Below are 12,738 nucleotides of genomic sequence, written 5' to 3'. Positions count from 1 at the left end.
TACTGCATGAAGGCCCCCGATGGCCGTCGGGGGTGGGCCTCAATTTACCCAAACACGGCAGAAATTATCCATACAAGGCCAGCCACGAACTGCATCTATCTGCTAAACGGCCTCCACAAAAGCCGGTGCGATTCATCCCAGTGAGCGAAGCGAGCGATTTGAACCTGTAGTTAGAAGCCATTACGCACCTGTACTCCAACAGAATAGGGCAAAACTATTAGGGGTTTCGTACAGGTATTCAATTTCGTTCCATTTGTCTGCCAGCGCGATCACATTGGACTCGCAAGGGAAGAGACTGGAGGATGGGTAGCTCGGAGATCGATTGTGGTTCAGAAACACTCCCCATCTATCTGGCTTATATGTTGCACCTGAATTTATCTTTTTATTTATACAGATTTCAATTGATTCAATTATACCCTGGATATTTTTCCGTGCATCCTCATATTGGATGTCCTCGGCTTTTTGAATCGCCGGAACAAGCCATTTCTCTACTATTAATTCAATTTCGCTATTGAGAATTTCTTTTATGTTCCACTCTTCATAAAAATGAAGTGCATGATTCATTAGTGCCAAAAAAGCAAACGATGCAAGTGAATCTTTTTCCTTCTTGCAGAAAAAGATGCTTGCAGAACAGAGTCCTTCATCGAACGTCCGATACTCAACATGGTCAACGCGAATGCTCGACGAATGTAGCAGCGCTTCCTTGAAGCAGTTGCCAGATGTGCTTAGCTCGATGATTTCAGCAGATTTCATGTTATTGGCTATGGCTTCTAACGCCCGGCTATGGCGCCGGAGTGCAGTTGGAATTTTTTGTGGTAACCACCACAAAAAAGGCCGACGGAACGGAAGTCGCTCATGAGCCGTTTGTTATGCATTTACGGCTCTTGTACCACTTTAAAACGCGGTTCTTCATTTATTATAGACATGAGTTCTGCCTGAATTTTCGCCAGCCCTTCACGAGTATCGATTTTTTTGAAGATGCGCTTTAAAAAAGGAACTTCCGCTGTTGCGAAACAGTGCCATGTGATTTCTTCTTTGCTTGGAACATAGCCCTCTTCGTGTTCGTTTTCCATAATGCTAGAGCAGCCTACCCATAACCAGTAAGGTTCGCGTTTGCACATCACGCACCAACCCCAGTCTTCAGGTATTACCGCTTCTACATCATATCCAAGATCGATAAATTTACTACGTAACCATTCAGAGAATTGCTTTCCATATACGAATGGATTCGTCTCTTCATCCTCTTTCGGATCGATTTCAAATAGATCGGTTTTTATGAATATTCTTTCAAGTTCCATTCAATTCTCGATTTTGCATAACAGTGATTAGACAGCACGCGGCATTAATACATAACCGCGCGTTCGATATAACTGCGGGCTCAGGCCGCCCGCCACAAAAATCTTATCGATTAAAATCAGTAGCTTGCGGAGTCTTTCCACCAGCAGCCTGTATTCGCGTGCGCGCGTCATTTCGTGAATCCATTACGACTGGATGGCATGGCACTTATCATTCCACCTAAAGCGAACTGTCCTTTATCTGCTACAGGCGAGCCTGCTCGTTGCGCGCGGTACTCGGGTACTGGGCTGGACAGAGGCGATGCTTTCATCGCAGGCATACGACGGGTGAGCAGCCGATATAACGTCAGCTGAGCACTAAAATCTGAGGTTGGTGAGAGGTTTAATCTGCGCGCCATCCTTGGGCTCCTGATGCATGGCCATGCGCCATTGACGCAACTTAGCGCTATTGCGGCTGCGGGTAAAGCGCTCTGCGACACGTGTTGCCACTGACGCCAGCGCGTTGTTTTGCGCCGCTGCGTTTTGCTGAGCGGTAGTCTCTGATGAGCGCCCTCCCCGTTTCACTGGCTGCCTTGGCTAATCCAACAAGGTGAACTCACGCTGCACCTTGAAGTAGATCTCCCGCGCGGTCAGGTCCTTGAGCCACAGCAATGGGTAAGTCGAGCCACTGGGGCGAGTAGAACGCCGCAACAGCGGATTATCTGGGCGGCGGCAAGCGGCTCAACGCAGCAGGCGTGGGAATGGCCCGGCCAGCGCCGGGCCTGCGTGCCTCAGATACAGGTGGCGCCGCCATCCACCGGCAGCGCGATACCGGTCGTGAAGCCGGCGGCGTCAGAGCAGAGATACAGCACGGCAGCGGCGATCTCTTCGGCCTTGCCGATGCGTCCAACGGGGTGCATGCCGGCCACGACCTCGGCCTTGCGCGGCTCTATCGCGGCAGCGCGGCGGTACATGTCGGTATCGATCACGGCGGGGCAAACGGCATTTACGCGGATGCCCTTCTTGCCGTACTCCACTGCGACCGAACGGGTCAGGCCGAGCACTGCATGCTTGCTGGCGGCATAGATGCTCATCTTGGGTGCTGCGCCGAGAGCGGCGATAGAACCGGTATTGACGATAGCGCCACCGCCGTTCTTCAGCATCAGCGGTATTTCAAAGCGCATGCACTGCCAGACGCCCTTGACGTTCACGTCCATGATGCGGTCGTACACGTCTTCCTTGGCGTCGGCGATCTTGTCTTGCTCGATTTCGATACCGGCGTTATTGAAGGCGCAGTCAAGGCGGCCGTAGGTGGATTCAATCATGTCGATCAGGGCTTTTACCGCGCTGGCATCGACCACATCACAGGCCTGGAATAAGGCGTCACCGCCGGTGGCGCGGATGCCGGCAGCGGTCGCTTCGCCGCCCTGGCTGTCAATATCAGACAGCACCAAGCGCGCGCCTGCCGCTGCAAAAGCCTCCGCTGTAGCTTTGCCAATACCAGCGGCAGCGCCGGTAACCAGTACAACTTTGCCTGCAAAATCCAAACTCATCTAACCGTGCTCCTTGACGATGGGAGCAACTAGGGCCGCTCCGTTGTTATCGCTGGATGATAACAACGGGCGCCGTCATGTTTCGACTGAATCAGCTTTGTTGTTCACGCGCCATGCTGATTATTGATGGCGAGTTCCGCAAGATACTCGATGATCTCTGCCTGATTGCCGGAGAACACCACCCTGGCCTGCTTGCTTTCGCGCTGATAGGCGTACATGGGGTCGTAGTAGTGCTCCAGCAGGCCCTTGATCCAGGCGCGGTGCAGGGACTCGTCGCCGCTACGCTGCTGTTCTGCCAGCGCTTGCTGCATGAGCGCATCCAACGCCTGATGCTGCTCACCACCCAAGCGTTTGCGGATGCGCAGCAGACTGTTCAACAGGTACTCGGAGAAGGCCGCAAAGGCCGCTTCCGGCTCCGCGTGCAGCTGGGAGAACTCTGCGTGCATGTTGGTAACGTAGTCGGCCTGAATGCGGCTGATGCGGTTTTCCTGGCTGTCTTCCAGCCATACCAATGGCGCTTCCTGCATGGCGCGATACAGATTCAGCGGTACCGAGCAGCTACCGACCATGCGGCCTTCGTCTTCACAGACCAGGCGCTGTACACCTTTGGCCCTGACTTTTAGCGCTTCGATGGCCAGCTGGTTTTCAAAGTTGATCTGCGTGGGCTGCGGCGTCGCGTGGCGGCCGAAACTGGAACCACGGTGATGGGCGTGGCCTTCCAGATCCAGGCTGTTGTTCAACGCGCTGATGACTTCGGTCTTGCCGGTGCCGGTAAGGCCTGCCACCAAAACCAGCGGACTTTGTTCGATCGCCTCGTCCAGTGAATCAATCAGAAAACGGCGCATGGCCTTGTAGCCGCCGATCACCCGCGGATACTGCACCCCGGCATCGCTCAACCATTGCTGTACCAGTTGGGAACGCAGACCGCCGCGAAAGCAGTACAGATAACCCTCAGGGTTGGCCTTTACTTGCGCGATCCAGGCTTCGATACGAGCCGCCTTGATATCACCACTGACCAGTTTGTGGCCCAATGCAATGGCGGCCTCTTGCCCACGTTGCTTGTAAGTGGTGCCTACCTGCGCACGCTCAGCATCATCCATCAACGGACGGTTACAGGCAGTGGGGAAAGCGCCTTTGAGGTACTCCACCGGCGCGCGCACATCAATTAACGGTATATCAGCCAAAAACAGCTGACGAAAATCCGCCGTGTTGTCGCGCATCAGAGTACCTCGACCCAGGCACCGCCGTCGGCGGCGACGCATTCGCCAATGGCGTGCAGCTCGAGCCCTTCTTCGCGCGCGGCCAGCAGGAAGTCGCCCAGCGCATCGGGCGCTACCGCCACCAGCAGACCGCCACTGGTCTGCGGATCGCATAGCAGATGCTGTTGCGCCTGCGTCAGCGGGCCCAGCTTGTGCCCATAGCTGTCGAAGTTGCGCAGCGTGCCCCCGGGAATGCAGCCCTGCTCCAGGTAATAATCCACGCTGGCGATGCGCGGAATGCGGTCAGCATGAATCTGCGCCTTGACGCCGGAGCCCTCGGCCACCTCGGCCAGGTGACCCAACAGACCAAAACCGGTGACGTCGGTCATGGCCTGCACGCCGGGCAGCGTGGCAAAGCGCTGGCCGGGCTTGTTCAGGGTGCACATCAGATCGCGGGCGACGCCGACGTCTTCGGCGCGAAGTTTTTTCTGTTTTTCGGCAGTGGTCAGAATGCCGATACCCAGAGGTTTGGTGAGGAACAATTGCGCACCGACCTGAGCCTGATCGTTGCGCTTGAGCTGGCTGCGCAGTACCTGACCGGTTACCGCCAGACCAAAGATAGGCTCGGGGGCATCAATCGAGTGACCACCCGCCAGTGGCATGCCAGCCTCGGCGCAGACCTGACGAGCACCGGCGAGCACCTCTCCGGCGACCGCAGCCGGCAGCAGGTTCACCGGCCAACCGAGAATGGCGATGGCCATCAGCGGCGTGCCGCCCATGGCATAAATGTCGCTGATCGCGTTGGTGGCCGCAATACGGCCGAAGTCGAAGGGGTCATCGACAATTGGCATGAAAAAGTCGGTCGTGCTGACAATGCCTTGCTCTGCATCCAGGCCAAATACCGCAGCGTCATCCCGGCTGGCGTTACCAACCCACAGGCGTTCGAAGCTGGGACCCGGCTGACCGACCGACAACATTTCATCCAGCACCTTGGGGGCTATCTTGCAGCCACACCCGGCGCCGTGGCTGTATTCGGTCAATCGCACTGTCTGGGTCATGCGGGCTCTCCGGCTGTGAGGATCAAACCCGCGATTCTACCAGCCGGCAGGCTCAGCGCCTACGCTTCAGCGGTTGCGGCGCTCGAACTGATCAAGGGTGTCGCTGGCGACCATGCGGCCCAGCTCGATCAATTCTGGCGCACGGTAAAACTCGAAGAACCGGCAAAGACGCTTGGGCACATTGAACAGAACGTCGGGTGGATAGCCGGCAATCTTGTACTGGGTGAGTGACGATTGCATGGCCTCAAACGACAGGTTGACCAGTTCCAGCATGCTGGCTGGGCCTGGCGGCGCCTCCACCTCAACGGGTTGAGACTGATCCTCTTCACGCGAATGCGGCGCCTCCAGGGGCTCGGGCTCGGCGGTGAGCAGCGCCATGGCGTCTTCCCCCTCCTCTTCCTCATTGCCTTTGCGGCCCAGCCAGTTGGGTTTGAGGGCGGTCATCCACTGATCCCACTGCAGGCGGATGGGGGCCGGGCGCTCAACCACTGGCATGCTGTAGCCGTCGTTTTCGATTGAGTTGAGATTGACCGCCATGATCAGGTCACAGTGCGACGAGACCACCGGCACAATTGGCAAGGGGTTCAGCAGGCCGCCATCCACCAGTACGCGGCTGCCTTGGCGCACCGGCGAAAACAGGCTGGGGATGGCCGCCGAGGCGCGCATGGCCTGATGCAGGCAGCCCTGCTGGAACCACACTTCCTGCTGGTTGGTCAGGTCAGTCGCAACGGCGGTAAAAGGAATGTTCAGCTGTTCGATATTGATCTCGCCGAGAATCTCGCGAATACGTCCAAACACCCGTTCACCGCGAATCGCGCCCAGGTTGCCGAAACCGATATCCAGCAGGCGAATAACATCCAGGTAATCCAGACCCGAGACCCAGTCACGGTAATCCTTCAGGTGCCCGGCAGCGTGAATGCCGCCCACCACCGCGCCCATGGAGCAGCCGGCTATGCAGGCGATCTCGTAGCCACGCCGTTCAATCTCTTCAATCACGCCAATGTGCGCATAGCCGCGTGCTCCGCCGCTACCCAGCACCAGTGCTACTCGCTGCCCCATCTTTGTTGGCTCCCCCGCAATTTGATTAATCCCGATTGACGTCCTTGATCACTCTGCGCATGATGCCGGGATGATTTCCCGCAGCACAAGGCACCCTGTGATCAAGCGTCTCTCCCTACCCGTTAAAGCAATCCTGTTCATCGCTTTGCTGCTGACTTTCATGGCCCTGCTGGGCGTCTGGATGCTGCATACCGCTGAAGCAAAACGCAGTGGTGAGCTGCGCCTGGGCAACCTGAACAGCAGCGTCTCGGTGCATTACGATGCCTGGGGTGTGCCGCACATTGACGCGCAGAACGAAGAGGACGCCTATCGCGCCCTGGGTTACGTGCATGCCCAGGACCGTCTGTTCCAAATGGATATGCTGCGCCGCGCCGGTGGTGGGCGGCTGTCGGAACTGTTTGGCGCTGAATCCTTCGCTACCGATCGTTTCTTCCGCACCTTGGGCATCAACCGCTTTGCTCGCGCCTACGCCGAACGCTTGGAAGCCGAACCCGACAGCCCCCATGTGAAACTGCTGCATGCCTATCAGGATGGCATCAATCAGTACATTGACCATGGCGGTCGGCCTCTGGAATACCGCTTGCTGATGGCCAAACCCGATTACTTCACTACCGAAGACATCGCGCAGATCATGGGCTACATGGCCTACTCCTTCGCCGAAGCCTTCAAGACTGACGTTCTGGTTGACCATATTCGTGGCACCCTGAGCGAGCGTCACTATAAGGATCTGGTGCCCAGTTGGCCAGATCAACTGCCTCCGGCCCGCTCCTCCGGCCAGCCCTATATAGAGCTGCTCAAACCCATGCTGGAGCAGATCTCGGCAATTGAAAAGGACTTTCCCGTCGGCCAGTTCATTGGCAGCAACGCCTGGGCGGTTAAGGGCAGCAAGAGTGCCAGCGGCGCGCCGCTGTTGGCCAACGATCCGCACATTGGCTTCGCCGTGCCGGCGGTCTGGTATGAGGCTCATCTGCGCACACCGGAGAACGAGGTATACGGGCATTTTCTAGCCGGCATTCCTTTCCCGCTGCTAGGCCAAACGCGGCATCACGCATGGGGCTTGACCATGCTGATGAACGACGATATCGACTTCTACCGTGAACGCGTCAACCCCGAAGACCCGAACCAGGTCTGGGCGAGCGATCACTGGGAAGACTTCACCCTGCATGAAGAGGTCATCAAGGTACGCGGCCAGGAAGACCGCCTGATCAAGACCCGCAGCACGCGCCACGGCCCCGTCATCAATGATCTGCCGGGGAGCCTGGAGCGGCAGCCTGTGAGCCTGTTCTGGACCTTTCTAGATCCCGAGAACGATTCTGCCAAGGCCTTCTACGGCTTTACCCGCGCGCAGAACATGGATGAATTTCAGACTGCCGCTGCCGCGCACGGGGCGCCTGGCCTCAATCTGATCTACGCCGATACCGACGACAACATTGCCATGTGGGCCATTGGCAAACTCAAGCGCTGGCCGTCCAGCAGCAACGGTTTTGCCCTGCTCAATGGCAGCTCCGGACGCGACGAGTTTCTTGGTTATCAACCGTTCGAGAACAATCCACGCATCATAAACCCGCGTGAAGGCTATATTTTCAGCACCAACAATCCCTACCCGGAAAAAAACGTGCGCCGCAGCGTGCCGGGTTACTACGCCCCCACTGAACGGGCCCAGCGCCTCAGCGAACTGCTGCAACAGGACGAGACCTTTGACCTGTCTCGGTTCAAGGCCATGCAGCTTGACGAGCAGCGCCCGCAAGCCCTGGCCATGGTGCAGGATGCCCTGCCCCTGCTGGATTACAATCTGTTCAATAGCGAGCTGCATGCGCCCGCGGCCAAGGCCGCGCAACTGCTTGAGCAATGGGACGGGCGCTATCAGCAAGACAGCGCCGGTGCGAGTATCTACCAGCGCTGGCGTGACGAGCTGAGCGTGGCCCTGTTTGCCGATGAACTCGGCGACCGCTACGCCTTTTTCCGCAATACCTATCTCGCCAGCAAGACCCTGACACAGCTGTACTGGAAGCCTACCTCACCCTGGTGGGATAACCGCCAGCAGCCCAGTCTGGATGGCCGTCAGGCGGCAATTACCCATGCCTGGATCAAGGCAGTGGAAGGGCTGGTGGCCGACCTTGGCAATCAGCCGGAACAATGGCAGTGGTCGCGTCTGACCAGCCTGCAGCATCAACATCCGCTGGCAGATCGCATTCCCTTTGGTGGCTATCTGAACACTGATCCGGTGGCGGTAAACGGCGGGAACGAGACGCTCAACAACATGGCGTACAACATTGGCGAGTCGCGTTATCAGGTCAAGTCAGGACCCTCTACGCGGCGCCTGATCGACCTGGCCGATGTGAATGCCACGCTGGGTATCAACCCGCTGGGCCAGTCCGGCAATCCACTGGACATGCATGCGCTGGATCAGGCCGAGATGTATAACGAGGGGCGCTACCGCACGCAATTGTTCGACTGGCTATCGATTCAGGCCCTGCCCGATCAACTGCTGATTCTCCCCGAGCGCAAGCGCTGAGCCGCACGGCTCAGCGAATCCGGGTAATGCGCACGCCCTGCTCCGGCTGCGGCTCGCCAACATTCAACCGCTGATCACGAATACCGCCGGCTTTGAGCGCTTGTACCAGCGCGGGTGCGTCGGCGCCGTCGATGCTCACGCGCAGTAGAGAGTCGGTACGCAGCATCCTCACCAGTAGCCGCACCCACTCCACCGTCGCGTCCGCGTCTGGGTGCTGCAAGTCGAGCGTGGGCAGCAACAGCTGACCCTCGCGCTTGAGCACCTTGAGTAGCGTGGTGGGGGTGGGATACAGCGGCTGGGTGACTACCGGGCTCGGCGTAAACTGATCCATGTGCAGGTAGCTGCGTTTGTTGCCGCGGGTGATGGAATACAGCGCGATGAGCTGTTGCGGCTCGCCATCCAGGCGTAGAGCCAGGTAGCGCTGATCTTCCTCCGGTCCGTAGAGCTGAGCGTTGCCAAACACCTGATTGGCCCACAGGCTGCTGCTGCCGCACTCACGCCCATCACAGGCGTAAAGCAAGGTGTGCGGCTGCTCAGTGAGCTGCTGCAAGGCGTTACGAAACGCCTCCTCCGGCGCGTAACCATCCTTCAGTTGCCAGGTAGCGCGTAGCAACTCGCCGCTGGCGCGCACTTCGCGCTCGGCGCGCAATTGATTGTTGATACGGCGAATGCTGCCAATGATGAACTGGTATTCGGCGTCGGCCACGCGATCTTGCTGCACCGCGCTGACGTGCGCAAAGGGGGTAATACTGAGCGACTGTTCGAAAGCCTCGTCCGCCAGGCTGGCAGTACTCAACAGCAAGGCGGCAATGGAACATCCAATCTGAGTGGTTCGGCGCAAAAACATGGCTTTCCTTGGGCAGCAAAGAGCTAGCCCACAGCATACCCGTTTTGCTGCACTACGGTCAGGCTGCGCTGCTGCTGTTGGCGGGCAGTGCCGCGTAGAAATCGTTCAACAGCGCCGCAACTGCGGGCGCCTGCTCCTCAAGATGCAAGTGATGACCGCCGTCCATTTTATGTAACTGAATGTGCTGAAAACGCTCGATACGCTCCAGTACTTGCGGGTGTTTGTGCATGACTCCCTGATTGGCCAAAACCAGCATGGTCGGCGCTTCGATAGCCTCGATAAAAGACACCGCATGACGATTGGTAAAGCGCAACGCCGAGGGCAGCATGAGCTGCGGGTCTGTGCGCCAGGTCCAGCCGCCGTGATCGGGCATCAAACCGCGCTCAACCAGACAACTGACCGCATCACGCGATATCGGTGTAGTACCGCCCAGCACCCGAGCGGAGACCGCCTTTTCAACGCTGTCGTACACCGGTTTGCGCTTATTGCCTACCGCCAGACTGGATTTGAAGAAACGGGCCATCTGCTTAGGCGCGTCGTCCGCCTCAGAGGTGAAAGGCATCAGCCCGTCGATCATCGCGGCGCCGAGGATGCGTTCCGGCAAGGAGCCAGCCAGAACCCCGCTGATAATGGCTCCCATGGAGTGACCGAGCAGCGCGAAACGCTCCCAGCCCATTTCCTCCGCCACCTGCAGCACGATTGAGGCCTGTTGCCACAGGCTGTAACCCGCCATCGGCAGGTGATCCGACAGGCCGTGACCGGCCAGATCCAGCGCAACCAGATGCACCCCCTCCAGCTCAGGTGCCAGCCGATCGAAGGTGGCGGCGTTATCGAGCCAGCCGTGCAACCCGATCACCGGCACCCCGCCGGGTTCACCCCAGACCTTACCGGCAACTTCAAGGGAGGGAAGAGAAAAACGTACTTCGCGGCTGGTGGTTGTCATCGGTTATCCGTTGGTCCTGAACGTGACTTTACCCCGCCAAGTTAGCGACTCGGCTATACAGCGGCAATCAAGCTTGCGAGCATGAATGCACCGGCATAGATCAAGCCTCAATCTGCTTTCAGCGGTACCACTGCCATGGTCAAGCGGGCGATGCAGGTCAGCGCCCCAGCCTCGTTACTCAAACGAATATCCCAGACACGAGTAGTGCGCCCCAAGTGCACAGGTTTGGCGATCGCCGTTACCCGCCCACTCTTTACCGCTTTCAGGTGATTGGCGTTGACCTCCAGACCAACGCAATAGAAGCGACTGCTATCAATGCACAGATACGATGCGATACTGCCCAGCGATTCGGCCAGTACCACGGAAGCGCCGCCGTGCAGAATGCCATAGGGCTGATGAGTCCGCTTGTCGACCGGCATGCTAGCGGTGATCCAGTCATCGCCGTAGTCTTCCAAGCGCACATCCAGCAGCGTATTGATGTTGTCTGCCGGGGCGTTCATCGCATCCAGATCGACCTTACCAAACCAGATTGCACTCATACTTTTTCCTTGGATTTCTGCTGCCAAACAACGGTGTTACCGGACACCAGCCACAGGTTCACCTGACCCTGGTAGCTTGCCTCCACCACATTACGCTTGAGTTTGAGATTGGGCGTGCGCAAGCCGCTCTCGGCGCTCCACTCATCACGGATGATCACGAGGCAGCCCAGTTGCTCGCTGCGCTGCAGGCTGGCATTAACCTGTTGCAGCAGTGCATCGAGTTGCCGCGTCAACTGCTCTTCAGTGCCCTGCACATCGTCGCGCAAGCGCAACAGCGCCAGTGGCTGGGGCAAGTCACGCCCTACTACACAAGCGTCTTCGATCAGCGGGCTGTCGAGCAACAGGGCTTCGATCGGCACCGGCGTTACGTAACGCCCTTTTGACGTCTTGAAGGTGTCCTTGGCACGCCCGACAAGGCGCAGAAAACCTTCCTGGTCGATTTCACCCAGGTCGCCGGTATGCAAAAAGCCGTCGTCGTCCAGTACCTCGGCAGTTCGCACCGGATCCTTGTAATACCCCAGCATTGCGGTACGACTGCGCACCAGTACTTCGCCCGCTCCACTGAGGCGGCATTCTACGCCGGGATTCGGCAGACCGATGTACCCCGCCTTGATCTTCGCCGGCCGGCCCAGGTGCGAGTAGCCGCAGTTTTCCGTCATGCCGTAAGCTTCAACGATCAACAGGCCGCGCTCGGCGAACCAGCTACTCAGACCTTGGGTAAGGCGCGCCGAGCCGCAGACCGCGTAGCGCACCTGGTCCAGCCCCATATCGGCAAGGAGCCGCCGCGCCATGCGCTCTCTCAGTAAAGGTAACTTGAGCTGCAGCCGCACCCAGGCTGAGCCGTGCTTGCGCTCGGCATAACTCCTGAAGTTCTCCCAGACACGCGGGGCAGCAAAAAAGACCGTCGGTCTGGCTCTGCGCACATCTTCCAGAAAGGTCGTAATGCTATTGACGAAGTAAACCTGCTGGCCGGACAGCAGGGAAGCAATCTCGACGAACTGCCGCTCAGCCACATGGCTCAATGGCAGATAGGACAGCAGCCGATCCTGCGCACTGATGTTGAACAGCCGCAACGCATTACTCGCTGCGAGGTACATGCTGCCGAAGCTGAGCATGACGCCCTTGGGTACGCCTGTGGTACCGGAGGTGTAAACAATGGTGGCCAATTGGTCTGCCACGGGCAGCACGAGTTCAGGCAGCGGCGGGTTGGCTTCAATCAAAGCGTCCCAGGCCTGGATGTCGTCATCGTCCGGCGCCAGCGGCAGCCCAATCCAGGGCATATCCTGTGGCACGCCAGTGCGCATCCGCGGCCACTCATCCAGCTTGCCAATAAAGACAGCACAGGCATCAGCGTGCTCCAGCACCTGTCTTATGCTGTCGGCAGTTTGATTGGGATACAGCGGGACGGAAACATGGCCTGCCATCCAGATGGCCAAGTCAGCGACTATCCAATGCGCGCAGTTCTTTGACAGCAGCGCTATGTGGCTGCCCGCAGGAAAGCCCAGCGACTGCAGGTAACCGGCCATGCGTCGCGCCTGCTCCCCTACCTGGCGCCAGCTGAGTTCAACCACGTCCCCGTCAGGCAGCGGCTGAATCAGATAGGTTTTATCTGCCTGCAGGCTTTCCTGACGCAGAAACGCATCAAGAGCCGTTACCGGCGTTTTGGCCAAGGCGCCCATACTGTGCCCTCGTGCTGCTGGAAATTATTATTGTTGAAATGATGGCGCTGAACGCGCAGAACTCACCCGTTT

General features: G+C 58.2%; 11 protein-coding genes. 1 reads left to right on the top strand and 10 read right to left on the bottom strand.

The features are described 5' to 3' along the window. Positions 1-180: 180 nt before the first annotated feature. From V7747_RS04645 to V7747_RS04620, 6 genes are all read right to left on the bottom strand, one after another. On the bottom strand, positions 181-753 hold the full coding sequence (locus V7747_RS04645; protein WP_335614878.1) for a hypothetical protein: 573 nt from the start codon (positions 751-753) through the stop codon (positions 181-183). A gap of 122 nt (positions 754-875) precedes the next feature. Further along, complete coding sequence (locus tag V7747_RS04640) at positions 876-1,298, bottom strand: hypothetical protein (protein WP_335614877.1); 423 nt, start codon at positions 1,296-1,298, stop codon at positions 876-878. Positions 1,299-2,065: 767 nt separating this feature from the next. Further along, complete coding sequence (locus tag V7747_RS04635; RefSeq protein WP_335614876.1) at positions 2,066-2,827, bottom strand: SDR family oxidoreductase; 762 nt, start codon at positions 2,825-2,827, stop codon at positions 2,066-2,068. Positions 2,828-2,931: 104 nt separating this feature from the next. After that, the gene (gene mnmH, locus V7747_RS04630) at positions 2,932-4,047 is read right to left on the bottom strand and encodes a tRNA 2-selenouridine(34) synthase MnmH (protein ID WP_335614875.1); all 1,116 of its coding nucleotides are present in this window, start codon (positions 4,045-4,047) and stop codon (positions 2,932-2,934) included. Continuing rightward, the gene (gene selD / locus V7747_RS04625) at positions 4,047-5,084 is read right to left on the bottom strand and encodes a selenide, water dikinase SelD (RefSeq protein ID WP_335614874.1); all 1,038 of its coding nucleotides are present in this window, start codon (positions 5,082-5,084) and stop codon (positions 4,047-4,049) included. Before selD ends, mnmH begins: the two co-directional genes overlap by 1 nt. Positions 5,085-5,150: 66 nt before the next feature. Continuing rightward, positions 5,151-6,143, bottom strand: a complete 993-nt coding sequence (locus V7747_RS04620) for a patatin-like phospholipase family protein (protein WP_335614873.1) — start codon at positions 6,141-6,143, stop codon at positions 5,151-5,153. A gap of 97 nt (positions 6,144-6,240) precedes the next feature. Between V7747_RS04620 and V7747_RS04615 the strand changes: the two genes are divergently transcribed. Next, positions 6,241-8,658, top strand: coding sequence for a penicillin acylase family protein (locus V7747_RS04615; RefSeq protein ID WP_335614872.1), 2,418 nt, complete (start codon positions 6,241-6,243; stop codon positions 8,656-8,658). Positions 8,659-8,668: 10 nt separating this feature from the next. Here V7747_RS04615 and V7747_RS04610 read toward each other — a convergent pair whose 3' ends face one another. The 4 genes from V7747_RS04610 to V7747_RS04595 all read right to left on the bottom strand — a co-directional run bounded on the left by V7747_RS04610 (position 8,669) and on the right by V7747_RS04595 (position 12,666). After that, complete coding sequence (locus V7747_RS04610; protein ID WP_335614871.1) at positions 8,669-9,505, bottom strand: DUF4892 domain-containing protein; 837 nt, start codon at positions 9,503-9,505, stop codon at positions 8,669-8,671. A gap of 58 nt (positions 9,506-9,563) precedes the next feature. Then, positions 9,564-10,448: an alpha/beta fold hydrolase gene (locus V7747_RS04605; RefSeq protein ID WP_335614870.1), complete on the bottom strand. Its 885-nt coding sequence runs from the start codon at positions 10,446-10,448 to the stop codon at positions 9,564-9,566. Positions 10,449-10,555: 107 nt separating this feature from the next. Next, positions 10,556-10,987, bottom strand: a complete 432-nt coding sequence (locus V7747_RS04600; protein WP_335614869.1) for a hotdog fold thioesterase — start codon at positions 10,985-10,987, stop codon at positions 10,556-10,558. Continuing rightward, positions 10,984-12,666: an AMP-binding protein gene (locus tag V7747_RS04595; protein ID WP_335614868.1), complete on the bottom strand. Its 1,683-nt coding sequence runs from the start codon at positions 12,664-12,666 to the stop codon at positions 10,984-10,986. The genes V7747_RS04600 and V7747_RS04595 overlap by 4 nt, the downstream gene beginning before the upstream one ends. Positions 12,667-12,738 lie beyond the last annotated feature (72 nt).

Origin of the sequence: Halopseudomonas sp., assembly GCF_036960865.1 — a bacterium.
Taxonomy (GTDB): domain Bacteria; phylum Pseudomonadota; class Gammaproteobacteria; order Pseudomonadales; family Pseudomonadaceae; genus Halopseudomonas.
Note: the sequence above shows the minus strand (reverse complement) of the source record. Positions and strands in the feature narration are given on the sequence as shown.

Coding starts and splice junctions, on each gene's coding strand:
- mnmH (WP_335614875.1), bottom strand. CDS start 4,047: ATGCGCGACAACACGGCGGATTTTCGTCAGCTGTTTTTGGCTGATATA.
- V7747_RS04595 (WP_335614868.1), bottom strand. CDS start 12,666: ATGGGCGCCTTGGCCAAAACGCCGGTAACGGCTCTTGATGCGTTTCTG.
- V7747_RS04645 (WP_335614878.1), bottom strand. CDS start 753: ATGAAATCTGCTGAAATCATCGAGCTAAGCACATCTGGCAACTGCTTC.
- V7747_RS04600 (WP_335614869.1), bottom strand. CDS start 10,987: ATGAGTGCAATCTGGTTTGGTAAGGTCGATCTGGATGCGATGAACGCC.
- V7747_RS04605 (WP_335614870.1), bottom strand. CDS start 10,448: ATGACAACCACCAGCCGCGAAGTACGTTTTTCTCTTCCCTCCCTTGAA.
- V7747_RS04640 (WP_335614877.1), bottom strand. CDS start 1,298: ATGGAACTTGAAAGAATATTCATAAAAACCGATCTATTTGAAATCGAT.
- V7747_RS04620 (WP_335614873.1), bottom strand. CDS start 6,143: ATGGGGCAGCGAGTAGCACTGGTGCTGGGTAGCGGCGGAGCACGCGGC.
- selD (WP_335614874.1), bottom strand. CDS start 5,084: ATGACCCAGACAGTGCGATTGACCGAATACAGCCACGGCGCCGGGTGT.
- V7747_RS04610 (WP_335614871.1), bottom strand. CDS start 9,505: ATGTTTTTGCGCCGAACCACTCAGATTGGATGTTCCATTGCCGCCTTG.
- V7747_RS04635 (WP_335614876.1), bottom strand. CDS start 2,827: ATGAGTTTGGATTTTGCAGGCAAAGTTGTACTGGTTACCGGCGCTGCC.